This is a genomic window from Variovorax sp. S12S4, assembly GCF_023195515.1.
Taxonomy (GTDB): Bacteria; Pseudomonadota; Gammaproteobacteria; order Burkholderiales; family Burkholderiaceae_C; genus Variovorax.
Window position 1 is genome coordinate 4234797 of record NZ_JALPKR020000002.1, and the last position, 17603, is coordinate 4252399.

Consider the following 17603-nt stretch of genomic DNA (forward strand, 5'->3'; position numbering starts at 1 on the left):
GCCATGATGCACGAGGTACGCGCAGTGATCGCCCGGTCTGCAGACTTCCGTCTTCAGGAGTGGCCGTCTACCCGCATCTGAAAGAGGAAGTAGGGCGGAATGCATGCGCCGCGACCTTCGGATTGGCCTTCTGCCTGCGCGCAGATGAAGTCGTCGCGGCAGGGTTGCTGCGCCGAGCAGCTTCGCAGGTTGCCGGGCCGCGTGTGCTTGCTCAGGCATTCGCCAAATGGTTTGTTCGCGGCCAGGCACTGGTTGAAGTCGCTCAAGATCGCGATGCCGCCGCAGGTGCCGTTCTTGTCACGCGGGTCGCACGGTCCGGAGCACATGCCGCCCGGAAAACCGACCGAGGTTTTCTCGCAGACGGAAAGGGCGCCTTCGCAGGCGATGCGCGGCAGTTTCTCTGCGCGATCGAGCCAGGGATTGGCCGACTGTGTGATGCGGGTGGGTTCGCAACTTGCGCCGACTGTTGCTTCTTTCACCGTGCCGTTCGCGTCGTCTGGTTCGGCCAGCGGGCGGAAAGGATCGGGCTGAGGTGTCGACAGGGCCGCATGCACATAGCGGCCGCGCCGCAAAAGTTCGTCTTGCAGGTGTGGCGAGTGCGGCAGTGCAAGCGCATTGCCCGCTGTGAAGGTGCGCGATGCGCCGCGCCGGTCGATGCCCAGCAGGTGAAAGCCCGCGACCGCGCGGCTCTGGTGGCAGCCCGCGCAGCTGAGATCGTCGAGCCGGCGCAGTATCGCCTGCGGCGATTGAAGCGTGCGGCTGCCGGGCACGGGTTGCCATTCGCCGGACGGAAAGACTTGGGCAAAGGGCCGATTTGCCAGCCGTTCAAGGCCGCGAGGTGCTACGGAGACGGATTCAGTCGCCAGGAACTTCTCGGGCAACTGCAGCGTGGCTTCATCCAGCGCGCGCATGTTGGCAGGCTGCTGCAGCCACTGCCGCAGCTCGTTGCGCAACGGAGCGTTGGCCTTGAGTCGTGCGACGTCGGGCGTGTTTTCGAGCGGCGCTACGTCGAAGCGTTGTGCGCCTGCGTTCCAGCGGAAGGCGCGCAGCATGTATTCCGCGTGGCCACCCAAGTCGGGCCTAACCGCGGAGGGCCAGCGCACGCTCTGCAGGTTGGTGGTGATCTGCGCAATGCGCGCGGTCGCCAGGCGCTCCGGCGCAAGCGGACCGTCGGGCGACACCAGCCAGCGGCCGAGCGCTTCGTCAGTCATCGAAGTCTTCGGCGGTTGCCAGCGCCGCACGGCGCGCGCGCAACTACCGCCCGCATCGGGCGCATCGCCACGGAGTTCGACATTGACGGTCATCGGCAGGCGGGACTGCATTGCGGGCGTGCGGTAGGCGAGCCGGTACACGAGCCGCGTCTCACCGCATGCGCCGCTCTGGAACGGCCGCCGGTCCATGCGGTTGGCGACGCCCACGAGTTCGAAAAACGCATCGGGGCTCGCGAGCCAGCGTGCGTCGAACAGCCGGTGCGGATAGCGCGAGATCCCGACACCGGCCTGCTTGTCGCTGCGCTGGATGCGCGTGAGGCTTTCGCTCAACGGGCGCGCGATGGATTGCCACGCCGGCGAAGCCATCAGCTTGTGGTTGGTGACGGTTCCGTCGCCTGACGCGGGCATTTCGCCGAACCATCGAGTGAAGCTGGCGCCTGATTTTTCGGCGGCCTGCAGGGTTGCCGGCGAGGTGACGAGAAGCAGAGGCTCATTCGCCTTGGCAACGGGCATGCCGAAAGCCAGAGCCAGCGGGAGGACGGCAAGCAGTTTGTCTTTGAAGAGCGGCACGCGGCCGATTGTGCCGCGCCGCTCACGCAAACCGACGGCCAAGCCGGCTCGAAGGCGCCGCCCGGCCATGCGAAGCTGATAATTCCGATTGTCATGAACAAGAGACCCAGGGAGATCGAATGCGCCTGATCAAAAAGCTCAGCACTGGATGGTTGCTGGTTGCGTGTGTCGCCTCGTTCAACAGCTACGCCATGCCGAGCGCCCGCAAGGCGGACATGGACGCCGTTGTAAAGAACGCAGCCGAAGACGCCATGCGGCAGCACGGCATTCCCGGTCTGGCCATTGCGATTGCCGCGGGGGCGAGCAGTGGTTCTACAGCTACGGTGTGGCTTCCAAGAAGACGGAGCAAAAAATCACAGAAGACACGATCTTCGAAATCGGGTCGGTCAGCAAGACATTCACCGCCACGTTGGCAACCTACGCCCAGGCCAACGGCCAGCTTTCACTCACTGACAGCCCGGGCAAGTACTTGCCTCAGCTTCGAGGCACCAGCCTCGACAAGGTCACGCTGGTCAACCTGGGAACTCACACCGCTGGAGGCTTTCCCCTGCAGGTTCCCGACGCCATCGGGAACACGGGGCAGCTGATGGACTATTTCAAGGCATGGCAGCCCGCGCATGTTGCAGGCACCGAGAGAAGCTATGCCAACCCCAGCATCGGAATGCTCGGTGTGGTCGTTGCAAAAAGCATGCAGATGCCCTTTGAAGAAGCGATGGAGCAGCAGCTTTTTCGCAGGCTTGGCATGTTCGACAGCTTCATCAATGTGCCAGCGGGCAAGATGCCGCTTTACGCCCAGGGCTATAACAGGAACGACGAGCCGGTCATGCGCGGCAGCATTACCGGCAACGGACCTTACGAGGCTTTTGTGGAGTTCCCTGCCGGCAAGAACAACCCGCCGCACGTCCATACGCAAAGCCTGCCCACCGTGGTACTGAGCGGCGTCTTCTAGGCGAGGCGCAAGCCGACGTCGAAGCCTTCTTCGATCAGATCGACGACCGATCGAGTTCGACCTGGCGATGGAGCTTTTTCGCAATATCGACAGGCCGCTGACCCGTGAGTGGCTTTGGTCCGCCGTGTGGGAGAGGGGGTTCGACCTGCAATCGAGATCGCTCGACACCAACATGTCGTGCCTTCGCCGAAAGCTTGGCTTGCACACGGGCAAGCATGGGTTGAGCTTGCAGTCGATCTGGGGCACGGGTTACCAGTTGAGCCAGGCGGCCAGGGCGCTCTAGCAGTCAGCCAAGCCGTTCGCGGCATGCATTGAAAGAGGGGAGGCAAATATGCTGAAAACTGAAGACGAGAAATTCAGCCGTCCGATGGATCTGCCGATCCTGATCGGCGAGGAATGCAAATATGTTCCGGTGATTGCCGCTTTTCGGTTCATGCCAAGCGACAACATCGACAACTGGCTCGTTTCCAACGGAAAGCCGCGCAGCGACCGCGACCTGGCGGCCGAGGTTCTGCTTGAAGTCCGGGGCTTGCCAAGTGCCGATGGACGCCTGCAAGGGCGCCACTACAGCGTGCTCCAGGTACTTGAATTCGAGCGTGCCGCGGCGCTGGTCGTTTCGATGTTCCTGTCGGAACTGCCGCGACCCGAAGGCCGGCCCAGGGCCGAACCCGAGCGGTTTCGCAGCCGTTCGAGCCGGCGCTACAGCACGGGTTTGCGGTGAACGCTGATGAAAGCGCGTCTGTAGCTGCCAGTGTGCGAAATGACCGATTTCCGGCTTCTTCCAATTCGTACGCGGTACGCGTTTTCGTTCGGGACAGCGTTGCTCTCCAGATCGAACGCCCATCCCAACGAAACGCCATGAAAAGTCTGGTCCACACTTCAAGAACCGCTCGCCGGCAAAAGCCTGCTGAAACCCGCTCGCTGTGGGCCAGCATCTCGCGCAGCCTTGCAAGGCTCAACGGAACGCGGCGCACGAACGAAGAGCGCGTGCTCGAGCGAATGCAGCAATTGGAGCGGTTGGATCGGATGGATTTCGACCAGCGCGTGCGCGAAACGGGCGAGTGGTGAACCAACTTTCGTCGTTGTGGCGCGGAAATATCGACGCGATTCCGTTCTTTCGCACCTGGCGAACAACCCTTGCGGGTGTGCTGATCGGCTTTCTGGCCGGCCAAGCCATAGCTCTGACGTGGCTTGCCAAGTCCCCGGCACCGCGAAATGCTGCGGCGCAATGCGTCAAATTGGCTTCGCAAGAGGCGAAAAGCAACTGCTGAAGCCGCCAGACGGCTGGGAAGTCCCGCGCGGCTCTATAGATTAGATGCACGGGATCAGAAGATGCCCGGATTGCAAACTGTTAACAGTTGCCAAATAATCCCGCAGGCCCAAGCCACCATGGACGAAAAACCCTCCGCCATCTTGCGCATCGACACCGATGCGCTGTCGGCGCGCGACAAGTTTGCGTTCTGGGCCGAGGAGATGGGCACCAAGCGCGGCTTCACGAGCTACGACAGCCCCGAGCGCGACACCTTCCGCCAGGAACTGTCGGTCGTCAATTCGAATGGCGTGACTTTCATGCGGGCTCGTGGAAGCCCGCTCGACGTGTACCGCGGCGTGCCCAGCCGCATACAGGAAGCCGCCGAGTACCCTTTTCATCTTCTGGTGAAGCTGAACAACGGCTTCACCACCAGCGAGCAGCAGGGCCGCAGCGCCACCATCGGTGTCAACGACATGTTGATCATCGATTCGAACGAGCCCATGCGGCTGTGCTCGCATCACGGTACCGATGCCTGGATCATCGGCTTGTCGCAATCGCTTGTGGCGCGCTGGCTGCCCGATGCGAGCAACGCCGCCGCTGTTGCGCTCAAGGGCGACAAGGGGTGGACAAGCGTGCTGGCAGGTTACCTGCGCGCCATGAGCCTGGAGCATCTGAATGCCGCGGCCAGCGCGTTCGAGCGCGAACTGGTCGGTGAGCATGTGCTGTCCATGCTGTCGATGGCGCTTTCGCAGAACAAGCTCGTGCACGACGCGGAAGCGGTGTCGGCGCGCGATCGTGCATTGCACGCCCGCATGCGCATGTGGATTCGCGATCACTATGCCGACCCGGAGGTCAGCGCGGCCAAGCTCGCGGCCGACTTCAACGTCTCGGTGCGCTACGTGCACAAGGCCTTCGCAAGCGCCGGACGCGGCATGACCTTTCTGGATGCGGTGCTGCACGAACGCATGGAGGCCGCCATGCGGATGCTGCGCACTTCCAGCATCTCGAACACCCAGATCTCGCAGGTGGCCTACAGCTGCGGCTTCACGGATCCTGCCTACTTCGGGCTGGTGTTTCGCAAGCACAGGGGCTGCTCGCCCGGTGCGTTCGCAAAGATGCACGGCCTGAGGTTCGAGCCGATTTCGCTGGCCGACGCTGCCACGCCGTCGGGCCTGGTGCTTCTCCGATAGCACCGCCGCCGCACTGCGGCAGCCATCCTCCTTGCCTTGGAAAAGGCGTGACACATTGTCACGCTCCTGGGACATCGCCCGCACTCACCGCACGCGAGCCCGCGTGCGCCGCCCTGTGGACGCGCAGACGGAACGGCCCTTGCTATGACATGCAAGTCCATGACTTCGTCCCGCCGCCCGAATCCACCCATGACCTCCGCCGACTTCGCCGTTGCTCCGCGGCACGACCTGAGCTTTCGCACAGTGGGCGTGAGTGCTCCCGGGCGCCTGCACCTGGGCTTTCTCGACCCTTCTGGTTCACTGGGGCGCTCGTTCGGCAGCCTCGGGGTGGTCATCGACGGGTTCACCACCGAGGTCGAACTGACGGCATCCGACGCTGACCGCCTAGCAGCCGACACCCCGGCCGCGGGGGCGGAGCTCGACCGGGCCGCAGCCCATCTCCAGCGGCTGAAGCAGCGCAGCGGCTGCCACGCGCCGCTTTCGCTTCGATTGCGGCAGGTGTTGCCGGCACACGCGGGCTTTGGCTCGGGCACGCAGCTGGCGTCGGCCATCGGGCGAGCCTTTGCCAAGTGGCATGGTCTCGATCTGGGCACTGCCACATTGGCGCATTGGCTTGGCCGCGGGTTGCGTTCGGGCATCGGAATCGCAGGCTTCGACGCGGGCGGCCTGCTGCTCGACGGCGGCCCCGGTCCGGATGGCCTGCCCGCGCCGCTTTTGTCGCGCATTGCATTCCCGCCGGCATGGCGCATCGTCGTCGTGCAGGATCCCGCGCACCGCGGGCTTTCAGGCGGAGAAGAGAAAAAAGCCATCGCAGCCTTGCCGCCGTTGCCGCAAGCGGCCGCTGCAGAAATTTGCCACCAGGTCTTGATGCGCGTTCTGCCCGCCGCCGCCAGCGCGGAGTTCGCACCGTTTGCCGCAGGCATCAACCGCATGCAGCAGTTGCTCGGCGAGCACTTCGCGCCGGCGCAGGGCGGCATCTTCACCAGCCCGGCGGTCGCGCGGCTGATGCAATGGTTCGCGGACGCGAGCCGCTCAGGCGGCGCCGCCATCGGCCAGAGCTCCTGGGGGCCGACCGGCTTTGCCGTCGTGCCCACGGAAGCACAGGCGCAATTGCTTGTGGATGCCGCGCGCGCATCCGAACGCGCCGCGCCGCAGCTGGAACTGCACATTGTCTCGGGCCGCAACAGCGGCGCGGCGGTGCACGACCGCATCGTGCAGCCGCGCACCCGCTGAATTCATCGCTCTCGTCCCAACCCGACGCCACTTCTTCCACACCACGCAGGCCCTCATGGAACGTCCCCGCATTCTTCACATGTTCACCCCCGGTCCGCAGATGAGTCCTTTCGACATCAACATGGCGGCGGACGCGGGCTACCAGATCATCGTGCCTTACTGCGATGTGGCGATCGACCGCATCACAGGGCTCACGCAAGACACCATCTTTTCGCGCGGTCCCAAGGGTGTTGCGCGAACGGGCATCTTCATTGGCGGGCGCGATGCCCAATTGGCCGCCGACATGCTCGAGCGCGCAAGAACCTCGATGGTCAAGCCCTTCGTCGTCTCAGTCATGGCCGACCCCAGCGGCGCCTACACAACCGCCGCGGCCATGGTGGCCTGCGTGGAGGCCGCCTTGAAGCGCCACCATGCCCAGGGCCTCGAGGGCCAGCGCGTGGTGATCCTTGGTGGTACCGGTCCGGTGGGGCGCGTGGCCGGCGTGATCGCGGCGCAGGCCGGCGCCGACGTTTACCTCTCCAGCCGTAACGGCATCGACGCGGCGCAAGAAGCGGCGGACGAAACCGGCCAGCGCTTCGGCGTGAAGCTGCACGGCCTCTCGGGCGGCGACCCCGATGCCGTGCGGCGCTCCATCGCGGATGCCGACGTGCTGCTGGCCTGCGCGGCCGCGGGCGTGCAGGTGGTGTCCAGCGAAGCGCTCGGCGCCGCCACGCGGCTCAAGGTTGCCGCCGATGTGAACGCCGTGCCGCCCGAAGGCATTGCGGGTGTCGGCGTGATGGACGACGCCAAGCCGATCGCGGGCACGCAGGCCGTGGGCATCGGCGCGCTGGCCGTGGGCAACGTCAAGTACCAGACGCAGCATCGGCTGCTGGTGCAGATGTGCGAGGCCGAGAAGGCGCAGGTGCTGAGCTTTGCCGAAGCCTTTGCGGTGGCGCGCGCATTCCTGGTCGAGCAGGCCGCGAAGGCGTCTTGACAGCCACGCCTGTCCGCGAGATGCAGACCATTGCCGTCGCCGCCATCTCCGCGCGCGCCATGGCCGAGGCGGCGGCGAACGACGGCTTCAACGTTGTTGCGCTCGACCTTTTCGGCGACCTCGACACGCGCCGCGCCGCATCGCGCTGGTTGCCGATCGGCACGCCCGGCAGTTTGCAGATCGATGCGGCGAGCACGCTGGCCGCATTGCGCCAATTGGCCCAAGAAGGCGAGGGCGGCGACCCGGTGGTGGGCTGGATCGCAGGCAGCGGCTTCGAGGGCGAGCCTGGCTTGCTCGAACAGGGCGCGGCTGTGCTGCCCCTGATCGGCACCGCGCCCGATGCCGTGCGCCGCCTGCGAGACCCGGCCAGCTTCTTCGGATTTCTTCGCGCACGCGTGATGCCCTACCCGCAGGTGCTGCTGGACGCTCCCGAAGACCCCGCCGGATGGTTGATGAAAGACGCGCACGGCTGCGGCGGCTGGCATGTTCGCCACGCGCCGTGGCCGGTGGAAGAGCCGCTGTCTTCGCATGACTACTTCCAGCGCGAAATGCCGGGCCAGCCGATGTCCGCCACCTTCGTCGCCAATGGGCGCGAGGTCCATGTGCTCGGCTTCAATGAAATGACCGTCCGGCCCTTCGGCGCGCGGCCTTTCGTGTTCTGCGGTGCGGTCGGCCCGGTGCCTGTGCCGCAGAACATTGCCGCGCGTGTGACCGGGATCGCACGCGCATTGGTCGCGGAGTTCGAACTGCGCGGCTTGTGCAGCCTCGACTTCATGCGCGATGGCGACGCCGTTGGCGTGCTCGAAGTGAACGCCAGGCCGCCGGCCAGCATGAGCCTTTACCGCTCGCCGGCCGGAACGCCTGGCCTCATGCACGCGCACCTGCGCGCCTGCCTGCACGGCGAGCTGCCAGCGATGTCTGCGCATGCGCAAGACATTGAAGGCATCGAAATCGTCTTCGCGCCGCGACCCATGCAACTCGATGAAGTCGCGGCGCGGCAACTCGCGGAATGGCCGGGCATCCGCGACATTCCCGGCGCAGGCCAGCGCTTCGATATCGACGACCCCCTGTGCACCCTCACCGCGTGCGGCACCAGCGCGGACGAGGTGCGCGCCCGCCTCACCGAAAGCCGCGAGCGGTTGTTCAAATCACTGGAGACATCGGCATGAGCAACACACCACCGCCCGCCTTTGCCGAGGGCCTGAGCGTCAACCGCATGGCACGGCCTTTGGTCGAACGCCTGCTGAACGATGCCGATGCGCTCGGGCTGCACGTGCGCCGCGACGAGAGCGGCGTGCACATCGTCGATGCCGGCATCGAGGCGCCGGGCAGCATCGAGGCCGGCCTGCGCGTCGGCGAAATCTGCATGGGTGGGCTGGGCCATGTGCACTTGCGCAGCGGCAACGATGCCGAGGGTTGGCCTACATGGCTCGACGTGCGCAGCTCGCAGCCCGTGCTGGCTTGCCTCGGCAGCCAGTACGCCGGCTGGAGCCTTTCGGCGACCAAGGAAGAAACCGGCGGCAAGAAGTTTTTCTCACTCGGCTCCGGCCCCGCACGCGCACTGGCGGTCAAGGAAAAGCTCTTCGCCGAACTGGACTATCGCGATCACGCAGAGTGCGGCGTGCTGGTGCTGGAAGTCGATCGCGCACCGCCAAAGGTCGTGATCGACAAGCTGCTGCGCGATTGCAACCTGGCGGCCGACGCGCTCACGCTGATCCTCGCGCCCACCACCAGCCTTGCAGGCACCACGCAGGTGGTGGCGCGCGTGCTCGAAGTGGCGCTGCACAAGTCGCACGAGCTTGGTTTCGCGCTCGCCAATATCGTCGATGGCGCAGGCACCGCACCGCTGCCTTCGCCCAGTGCCGATGGCGTCGAGGCGATGGGGCGCACCAACGATTCCATTCTCTACGGCGGCCGCGTGCACCTCACGGTTCGAGGCGACGATGAGGCCGCACGCGAACTGGCCCGTGCATTGCCGTCGCGCAATTCACGCGACCACGGCCGCTCGTTCGCCCACATCTTCAAGGAGGTCGAATACGACTTCTACAAGATCGACGGTGCGCTGTTTGCGCCCGCCGAAGTGTGGGTGAGCAACATCGACAGCGGCAACACATGGCACGGCGGCGCGCCCGACATGGCGCTGCTGCAGCGCCTGTGGCTGCAGCAAGCATGAGGGCCGCACGATGACCACGCGTATCGCCATCATGACGGATGAGATCGGCTGGCATACCCGCCAGTTGCAAGCCGCATTGCGCGCACGCGGCGCGGTGGGCCGCTGCGTCGACCTTGCCGATTGCAATATCGACACCACCGCTGCGTGGCACGGCCTGGTCATTCCCGGCTACGGCCGCGAACTGCCCGACGCGGTGCTGGTGCGCGGCATTGCCGGCGGAAGCTTCGAGCAGGTGACCAAGCGCCTCGGCGTGCTGCATGCATTGCGCGAGCTCGGTGTGCCGGTCTACAACGATGCGCGCGCCATCGAGCGCTCGGTCGACAAGTCGATGACCAGCTTGCTGCTCCATGCCGCGCGCATTCCCGCACCCGCCACATGGGCCACCGAGTCTGCCGCGCAGGCCAGGCGCATCGCCATGCGCGAAACGGCAGCGGGGCACGCGCTGGTGATCAAACCCTTGTTCGGCTCGCAAGGCAAAGACCTGCAGCTCGTGGGCGAGGTAGACGGCGTACATCACCCCATGCCCGACACCGACGCGCGCTATGCGGGCCTTGCCTACCTGCAGCGCTTTGTGCCGCCGATGGGCTCGCCCGGTTTCGACTGGCGCGTGCTCGTGGTCGGCGGGCGTGCCATTACTGCGATGCGGCGTGTCAGCACGCACTGGGTTCACAACGTGGCCCAGGGCGCGCGCTGCGAGCCCGCCCAACTCGAACCGGCACTCGCGCAAATGGCCGAGGGCGCGGCCCATGCACTCGACATGGACTACGCAGGTGTAGACCTCATCGCCGCCGCCAGTGGCCCGAAGATCCAGGTACTGGAAGTCAACGGCGTGGCAGCCTGGCAGGGGCTGCAGCGCGTCACGGACTTCAACATCGCACGCGCCATCGTCGATGACCTGCTCGACCGCAAGATGGCTCAGACCCACAGCCGTGTGCAGGAGAGCCTGCCTCCGGAGCGCCGCGCCTGATGAACGCGCGGCAGGCGGCCATCGAACGGGCGCGTGCCTGCTTCCTGCGCGCCTGCTGGCTCGATGTTGCAGTGCGCAAACCGGGCAACGTCAGCCGCGATTCGCCCGGCCATCGCATGCAGGCGTCGATGTTCATCGAGAGCGCCAGGGCCGCGGCAGGCCCGCTGTTCGCGCCCGGGCTGCGCGTAGGGGAACGCATCGAAGCCGCTGTAGAGGCCACTTGGGCGGTCGCGGGCTGCAACACCAACCTTGGCATTCTCTTGCTGTGCGCACCCATTGCGCTGGCCGTGGAGCAGAACCCCGCCGCAGCAACCCCGGCTGCGTTGCGTGCCGCTGTGGAGTCCGTGCTGGCCACCCTCGACATCGACGATACCCGCGCAGCCTACCGGGCCATCGCTCGTGCGCACCCAGGTGGCCTTGGAAGCGCGCCGAAGGAAGACGTGCACGGCGCCCCAACGGTCGACCTGCGTGCAGCCATGGCGCTTGCGGCCGACCGCGATCTCATCGCGCGCCAATACCGCGACGGCTTCGCGGACCTGTTCGCGCTGGCGTTCCAGATGCCCGTGTATCAAGCGGGCCCGGGCAACGCGCCGGCCGACGTCGAGGCACATCCCGATGCGGCCACTGTGGCTTCCGTCCAACGGCTTTACCTGGCTTGCCTGGGCGCCTTTCCCGATTCACACATTGTTCGAAAACACGGCGGGCGCGTGGCACAGACTGTCATGACGGCGGCGCAGGCCTGGCGCGAGCGCGCCGGCGACGGCGTGGTGCTCGATGCGGACCCCGAATTCGCGGCATGGGACGTTTCACTGAAGGCTGCCGGCGTCAACCCGGGGACCAGCGCCGATTTCACCGTGGCGGCGTTGCTGCTTTCGGGCTGGATCCGCTCGTGCGCGGCGCCCGCGCGCGGCCCCGCAGGCGGATGGCACGGATCGTGATAACCATGGCATTGCGCTGGTCGTTCTGACCGGTGTCGTAATGACCCTAACCACCTTGGACCTCTAAGAGGAGACCCGAAACCATGGCAAAAATAGATCGACTGATGGTGGGCGAATCGCTCGTCGGCGACGGCAACGAAGTAGCCCATATCGACCTGATCATCGGACCGCGCGGCAGCGCTGCCGAGACCGCCTTCGCCAACGCGTTGACGAACAACAAGGACGGCTTCACTTCGCTGCTCGCAGTGGTGGCGCCCAACCTGCTGACCAAGCCGGCCACCGTGATGTTCAACAAAGTGACCATCAAGGGCGCCAAACAGGCGGTGCAGATGTTCGGGCCGGCGCAGCGCGCCGTGGCACTGGCAGTGGCCGACAGCGTAGAAGACGGCACCATTCCCATGGCCGAGGCCGACAACCTGTTCATCTGCGTGGGCGTGTTCATCCACTGGCTTGCCGACGACGACAAGAAGATCCAGGACTACAACTATCAGGCTACGCGCGAAGCCATTCAACGCGCAGTGGCCGGCTCGCCGACCGCGGCTGAAGTGGTCGACAAGAAGGGCACCACGGCACACCCGTTCGCTGCGCACCTCTGATGAAAACCTGAAAGGAAGAAGCCGACGCGTGAACCGGTCGGCTTCTTTTTCGTGCTCGGTATTTCGTTCAGTGTTTCGCAGGCACCATGCCGCTGGCGAGAAACTTCAGCACGGTTGCGCTGTGGGCCGGCTTCGAAGCGCGATGCGTTGCGGCGTGGCGCTCGATCTGCACACCTACCGCCTGCACATCGTCGAACTTGCGCGGCTTCACGACCTTGACGCGCACCCAGCTGGCGTTGAACTCGTCGATCAGGATGTCGGCGATGGCCTCTGCAAAGGCCTCCAGCAGCTGAAGCCGGTGTTCCGCCATGAGGCGCAGCAGCCGCTCGCGGACCACGCCGTAGTCGATGGTGTCGCCGATGCGGTCAGTGTCGCAGGCGCGCGCGCGGGGCAGGCCGGCATGCACGTCGATCACCAACGGCTGCGCGTGGTGAAGTTCCGACTCGTGAATGCCAATGACCGTGTTGCCTTGAAAGCCCTCGATGAAGATCAGGTCCATGGGCGTTGCACCCGCGGAGGCACTGGAGGCATGAGGAACATTCGAAGCAAAGTGGCCGACGGAAGGGCTCTGGCTGGTGTTCAAGCGATGTCTCCAGTGGATTCGAATGTGTTTGAAAGTGTGTCTGCCGGCGAGCCGATGCCCCCAGGCAGGATTCATCAACGCAAAATGCAGGCCAGAGAGAGCGGATCCACTGCGGCGCTTTTCACTGCTTGGTGTTTCACCGGGTGTGCAGCGTGTCGGCAAGTACAACAATGGACCGACCAAGGAGACACGATGGAACGCGCTGGAGACATCCAATGACATTGACGCTGCGACAAGGCGACAGGCACGCCGACCGGGTGCTCGACGTGGTGAGGCGGGGCTTTCACGAAGAAGGCAACGACCTGGTCACCCGCTCCTGGAGCCGTTGCCTCAACCAGTACCAGCTCGATCCGGGCCGTCCGCGCGAACCGGTGGTCATTGCGTCTTCGGCCTTGCAGAGCCGGCGCAACCAGCATGCCGACGTCATCGAATGCGCACGCTACGAGATGACCACGCTCTACCAGCAGTTGGCAGATGCGGAATCCGCCGTGGTGCTGACCGATACCGACGGCGTCATCGTGCACATGGTGTCGTCGCCGGAGTTTGCCGCCGAAGCCGAGCCCATGGGCCTGCGCGCAGGCGGCATGTGGGGCGAGGCTGAAGCCGGCACCAACGGCATGGGCACTTGCCTTGCGGCCGCGCACCCTATCTCCGTGCGGCGCGAAGAGCATTTCTTCAGCCACTTCACGCAGCTCACGTGTTCGGCGGTGCCGGTGTTCGATCCGTCCGGCGAGATCATCGCGGTGCTTGACGTGACCAGCCGCTCCAGCCTCATGCAGCAGCACGTGCTCGTGCTGCTTGGCATGACGGCGCGCATGATCGAGAACCGCCTCATCGACAAGCGCTTCTCGAACGCGCACCCGCTGCACTTCCACAGCCGGCCGGAGTTTGTCTACACACTGCACGAAGGCAAGCTTGCCGTCGGTGACGACGGGCGCATTCTTGCGGCCAACCGCAGCGCCTTGTTCCAGCTTGGCGTGCAAACGATGGACGAGATCCGCACGCAGCGCATCGACGACCTGTTCCAGACGTCGCTCGAAGACATCGTGCAGCGAAGTCTTTCTTCTTCGTTCCACCCGGTGGTGGCGTACCGGGCCAACGCCGCGCTGCGCTTCTTTGCGGTGGCGCGTCGTCCCGCTTCCGATGCAGCCACGCCGGCGCGTGCGCGTGCCGCGGGTGCCATCACGGCGCCCATGGCGGCGGAGGCGGGTGCCGACGCGTTTCGGGCGCCGCTGCGGCCCGCCGCAACGCGTGCGCCCGGCATTCGCACATTCAAGGATGCGCGGCTCGTGGCGCACCTGGACACCGCGCGCCGCGTGGTGGCGCGCCGAACCCCCGTGCTGCTGTGCGGCGAAACAGGTTCGGGCAAAGAGGTGTTCGCGCGCGCCATCCACGAAACCAGTCCGCATGCCGAAGGCGCGTTTGTCGCGGTCAACTGCGCAAGCCTGCCAGAGACGCTCATTGAATCGGAGCTCTTCGGCTACAAGGCCGGCGCCTTCACCGGTGCGCAGCGCAGCGGCCGGCGCGGCAAGATCCTGCAGGCCGATGGCGGCACGCTGTTCCTCGACGAAATTGCCGACATGCCGCTGGAGCTGCAGGCCCGCCTGCTGCGCGTGCTCGACGAGCGGCAGGTCACGCCGCTGGGCACCGAAGAAACGCACCCGGTCGACTTCCAGCTCGTGAGCGCGAGCCACCAGCACCTGCCAAGCCTGGTGCGGGAAGGCCGCTTCCGCGAAGACCTTTACTACCGCCTGGCCGGCATCGAGCTCGACCTGCCCGCGCTGCGCGACCGCACCGACAAGCGCGAGCTGATCCACGACGTGCTGAAGGACGAGGGCGGCAGCGACTGCAGGCTTGGCGAAGATGCCGAGCGCATGCTCATGGCCTATCCGTGGCCGGGCAACCTGCGCCAGCTGCGCCACGTGCTGCGCAGCGCGGCCGCGCTCGCAGACGGCAAGACCATCACGCGGGAGCACCTGCCTTCGCTTGTCGCAAGGGCTGCACCTTCGCCCGCACCGGCCTATGCATTACCTGCCGCAGCCATCGAGACGGCGGACGCGCAAGGCGAAGCCGCTGCTTCCGATGCGCCCCCGGCCGTCAAACTCAACCCGATCCAGGCCAACGAGCGGCAGGTGCTGCTGCAGATGCTTGAGCAGCACCGCTGGAACGTGAGCAACGTCGCCAAGGCGCTCGATGTCAGCCGCAACACCTTGTACCGAAAACTCCACAAGCTTCACATCGAGATATCTCCACCCGATTGAGCCGCAGGCTCGACAGACATGATGAACGGAGGCTCATCGGGTACCGACAAGATCGATCCGCGCGGCGCGGCCCTGGCAATGGAAGACGGCGAGCCGCCGTTGCCTGCAGCGCCGCCGCGCTCGCGGCTGGCCTGGTGCGTCACGGGCTCCGGCCACTTTCTCGAAGAATCATTGGCCCTTGCGCGGCGGCTGCCTTCGGTGGACCTGTTCCTTTCGGCCGCGGCAGAAGAAGTGCTGCCCATCTACAAGCTGCACATCGAGGCGCTGAAGTCGCGCTTTCGGGTGTTCCGCGACAAGACGGCCAGCGGCGTGCCCGTGGGCATGCTCTACGACGACATCTATCACACCGTGGTGGTGGCGCCGGCCACCAGCAACACGGTGGCCAAGTGCGCATTCGGCATCAGCGACTCGCTGCCGACCAACATGTTTGCCCAGGCCGGCAAGCTCGGCATTCCTGGCATCGTGTTTGCATGCGATACGGAACCGGTGGTGGTGACCAAGTCCCCGCATGACTGGGTCACGCTGCGTCCGCGGCGCATCGAGCTGGACAACGTCGAGCGGCTGCGCGGCATCGATTTTTGCCAGGTGGTCTCGTCGCCCGCCGAACTCGAAGCCGTGCTCGATGCACGCATGAAGGAACTCTCTCTCGCATGGAACACATCGTCTTCCTGACCGGGCGCCTCGCCCAAGCCAGCCTCTCGCGGGTGCTGGCCGGCATAGAGGCGGCACCGTTCACATGGGAAGTACGGGAGATCGGGTTGCAGGTTGCGGCACTGATGACGGCCGACATGATCCGCCGCCGCGTTGCGGCACCGGTGATTACCGAGGCTGATGGCGAGGGCACCGCGCCACGCCGCGCCGACCGCATCATGGTGCCGGGCCGCTGCCGCGGCGATGTCGAGGCCTTGAGCCAATACTTCGGCGTCCCGGTGGAGCGCGGGCCGCAAGAGCTGAAGGATCTGCCGCGCCACTTCAACCGCAGCGCGCGCGCTGTCGACCTGAACGAGTACGAGGTCGCGATCTTTGCCGAGATCGTCGATGCGCCGCGGCTCACGGTGGCGCAGATCGTCGAGCGAGCACGTCAGCTTGCGGCCGACGGGGCCAACGTCATCGACCTGGGCTGCCTGCCCGAGACCCGCTTCGACCATCTGGCCGAAAGTGTGCAGGCGCTCAAGGCCGCGGGCTTTCAGGTGAGCGTCGATTCGAGCGACCCGAAAGAGCTGCTGCTCGGCGGCAAGTCCGGCGCCGACTACCTGCTGAGCCTGACGCTCGACAGCCTGTGGATTGCCGACGAAGTGGCCGCAACCCCGGTGCTCATACCGCGCGTGCCGGCCGACGAAGAATCGCTGTACGAAGCGGTGGCGCAAATGCAGCAGCGTGGCCGCCCGTTTCTGGCCGATTCGATTCTCGACCCGATACCCTTCGGCCTGACCGCCTCCATCGTGCGCTACCACCGGCTGCGCGAGCGTTTTCCCGATGCGCCGATCATGCTTGGCGTGGGCAACGTCACCGAGCTGACCGAGGCCGACACCAGCGGCATCAACGCGGTGCTGTTCGGCATTGCCGCCGAGCTGAACGTGGCGGCAGTGCTGACCACGCAGGTGAGCCAGCATGCGCGCCGCGCGGTGAGCGAGGCCGACTGGGCGCGCCGCATCATGCATGCGGCGGCCCGCAATGCCACGCTGCCCAAGGGCATGAGCGATGCGTTGATGACGGTGCATGCCAAGCATCCGTTCCCCGATACGCCGGAAGAAATCGGCGAGATCGCCTCGCAGGTGCGCGACCCCAACTTTCGCGTGCAGATATCGCCGCTGGGCCTGCACGTGTACAACCGCGACGGCTTGCGCCTGGGGCAGGGCGCCTTCGAACTCTGGCCGCAGCTCAAGCTGCAGGACGATGCCGACCATGCGTTCTACATGGGCGTGGAGCTTGCCCGCGCCGAGATCGCTTGGCAGCTTGGCAAGCGCTATGTGCAAGACCAGCCGCTCGACTGGGGCTGCGCCGCGCCGCGGCCCGCCGAAGACCTTGCGCGCTGGTGCGCACCGGGCACCACCATGAAGACATCGAAGAACATCGCGCAAGAGCCTGGTGCCGTGAACACGGCCGCCGCGCCATCACCCACATGAACGACCAGATCTTCGAAGCCGTGGTCACCACCGTCGCGCCCGGCGGCAAGTCGCACGTGGCACCAATGGGCATTCGTTACCGCGAAGACGGCATCCTGCTGATGCCGTTCAAGCCCTCGACCACGCACGACAACATCGTGGCCACCGGCCATGCGGTGCTCAACATCGTGTGCGACACCCGCGTGTTCGCGGGCTGCGTCACAGGCCGCAAGCTGTGGCCCACGCTGCCCGCCGAACGCATTGAAGGCGTACGGCTTGCCGCGGCACTGCGCCACGTAGAGCTTGAACTGGCCGAGCAGCGCGACAACGTGCAGCGGCCGGTGCTGCGGATGGTGGCGGTGCACGAGGCCACCCATGCGCCCTTCGTCGGCTTCAACCGGGCACAGGCCGCGGTGATCGAAGGCGCCGTGCTGGTCAGCCGCCTGCACATGCTGCCCCCCGAGAAAGTGGAAACCGAAATGACCTACCTGCAGATTGCCATCGACAAGACCGCCGGCCCCGAAGAGCATGAGGCCTGGGAGTGGCTGCGCGCCGCCGTCGCGCAGCACCGCAACGGCACACCGGAGCGCGCATCGTGACCC

The 17603-nt window shown here is 65.7% G+C and carries 19 protein-coding genes; 17 read left to right on the forward strand and 2 right to left on the reverse strand.

The genetic code is table 11. The features are described from left to right. Nucleotides 1-53: 53 nt before the first annotated feature. Nucleotides 54-1781 (reverse strand): hypothetical protein, encoded by a 1728-nt coding sequence (locus M0765_RS20860; protein WP_258505709.1) that lies wholly within the window; start codon nt 1779-1781, stop codon nt 54-56. A gap of 325 nt (nt 1782-2106) precedes the next feature. Here M0765_RS20860 and M0765_RS20865 point away from each other — a divergent pair, with 325 nt between their 5' ends. From M0765_RS20865 to fae, 13 genes are all read left to right on the forward strand, one after another. Beyond that, nucleotides 2107-2730, forward strand: a complete 624-nt coding sequence (locus M0765_RS20865) for a serine hydrolase (protein WP_258505710.1) — start codon at nt 2107-2109, stop codon at nt 2728-2730. Nucleotides 2731-2779: 49 nt separating this feature from the next. Next, complete coding sequence (locus tag M0765_RS29520; RefSeq protein ID WP_446751607.1) at nt 2780-3013, forward strand: winged helix-turn-helix domain-containing protein; 234 nt, start codon at nt 2780-2782, stop codon at nt 3011-3013. A gap of 48 nt (nt 3014-3061) precedes the next feature. Continuing rightward, the gene (locus tag M0765_RS20870) at nt 3062-3451 is read left to right on the forward strand and encodes a hypothetical protein (RefSeq protein ID WP_258505711.1); all 390 of its coding nucleotides are present in this window, start codon (nt 3062-3064) and stop codon (nt 3449-3451) included. Continuing rightward, complete coding sequence (locus M0765_RS20875) at nt 3448-3798, forward strand: hypothetical protein (RefSeq protein WP_258505712.1); 351 nt, start codon at nt 3448-3450, stop codon at nt 3796-3798. Before M0765_RS20870 ends, M0765_RS20875 begins: the two co-directional genes overlap by 4 nt. Next, complete coding sequence (locus M0765_RS20880) at nt 3795-4001, forward strand: hypothetical protein (protein ID WP_258505713.1); 207 nt, start codon at nt 3795-3797, stop codon at nt 3999-4001. Before M0765_RS20875 ends, M0765_RS20880 begins: the two co-directional genes overlap by 4 nt. Nucleotides 4002-4119: 118 nt before the next feature. Next, on the forward strand, nt 4120-5172 hold the full coding sequence (locus M0765_RS20885; RefSeq protein ID WP_258505714.1) for a helix-turn-helix transcriptional regulator: 1053 nt from the start codon (nt 4120-4122) through the stop codon (nt 5170-5172). A 189-nt stretch (nt 5173-5361) separates the two neighbouring features. After that, a complete protein-coding gene (locus tag M0765_RS20890) occupies nt 5362-6405 on the forward strand; it encodes a beta-ribofuranosylaminobenzene 5'-phosphate synthase family protein (protein ID WP_258505715.1) in 1044 nt (347 codons plus the stop codon). A 55-nt stretch (nt 6406-6460) separates the two neighbouring features. Next, entirely contained in the window at nt 6461-7378 is a 918-nt protein-coding gene (locus tag M0765_RS20895; protein WP_258505716.1) for an NAD(P)-dependent methylenetetrahydromethanopterin dehydrogenase, read from the forward strand. Beyond that, nucleotides 7375-8547 carry an ATP-grasp domain-containing protein gene (locus M0765_RS20900; RefSeq protein ID WP_258505717.1) on the forward strand — a complete coding sequence of 391 codons (1173 nt, stop codon included), beginning with the start codon at nt 7375-7377 and terminating at the stop codon, nt 8545-8547. Before M0765_RS20895 ends, M0765_RS20900 begins: the two co-directional genes overlap by 4 nt. After that, entirely contained in the window at nt 8544-9551 is a 1008-nt protein-coding gene (mch, locus tag M0765_RS20905; RefSeq protein ID WP_258505718.1) for a methenyltetrahydromethanopterin cyclohydrolase, read from the forward strand. Before M0765_RS20900 ends, mch begins: the two co-directional genes overlap by 4 nt. A gap of 10 nt (nt 9552-9561) precedes the next feature. Beyond that, entirely contained in the window at nt 9562-10518 is a 957-nt protein-coding gene (locus tag M0765_RS20910) for an ATP-grasp domain-containing protein (protein ID WP_258505719.1), read from the forward strand. Beyond that, nucleotides 10518-11456 (forward strand): triphosphoribosyl-dephospho-CoA synthase, encoded by a 939-nt coding sequence (locus M0765_RS20915; protein ID WP_258505720.1) that lies wholly within the window; start codon nt 10518-10520, stop codon nt 11454-11456. The genes M0765_RS20910 and M0765_RS20915 overlap by 1 nt, the downstream gene beginning before the upstream one ends. 83 nt (nt 11457-11539) lie before the next feature. Continuing rightward, nucleotides 11540-12052 (forward strand): formaldehyde-activating enzyme, encoded by a 513-nt coding sequence (gene fae / locus M0765_RS20920; RefSeq protein WP_012748178.1) that lies wholly within the window; start codon nt 11540-11542, stop codon nt 12050-12052. A 67-nt stretch (nt 12053-12119) separates the two neighbouring features. Here fae and M0765_RS20925 read toward each other — a convergent pair whose 3' ends face one another. Continuing rightward, on the reverse strand, nt 12120-12551 hold the full coding sequence (locus M0765_RS20925; protein ID WP_258508358.1) for a dihydroneopterin aldolase: 432 nt from the start codon (nt 12549-12551) through the stop codon (nt 12120-12122). A 299-nt stretch (nt 12552-12850) separates the two neighbouring features. On the opposite strand from M0765_RS20925, the gene M0765_RS20930 reads away from it, so the two are divergent. From M0765_RS20930 to M0765_RS20945, 4 genes are all read left to right on the forward strand, one after another. Then, on the forward strand, nt 12851-14896 hold the full coding sequence (locus M0765_RS20930) for a sigma-54-dependent Fis family transcriptional regulator (protein WP_258505721.1): 2046 nt from the start codon (nt 12851-12853) through the stop codon (nt 14894-14896). Between the two features lie 78 nt (nt 14897-14974). Further along, on the forward strand, nt 14975-15568 hold the full coding sequence (locus tag M0765_RS20935; RefSeq protein WP_258508360.1) for a flavoprotein: 594 nt from the start codon (nt 14975-14977) through the stop codon (nt 15566-15568). Further along, nucleotides 15547-17022, forward strand: a complete 1476-nt coding sequence (locus tag M0765_RS20940) for a DUF6513 domain-containing protein (RefSeq protein ID WP_258505722.1) — start codon at nt 15547-15549, stop codon at nt 17020-17022. The genes M0765_RS20935 and M0765_RS20940 overlap by 22 nt, the downstream gene beginning before the upstream one ends. Further along, nucleotides 17019-17600: a DUF447 domain-containing protein gene (locus M0765_RS20945; protein ID WP_258505723.1), complete on the forward strand. Its 582-nt coding sequence runs from the start codon at nt 17019-17021 to the stop codon at nt 17598-17600. The genes M0765_RS20940 and M0765_RS20945 overlap by 4 nt, the downstream gene beginning before the upstream one ends. Nucleotides 17601-17603: the final 3 nt, after the last annotated feature.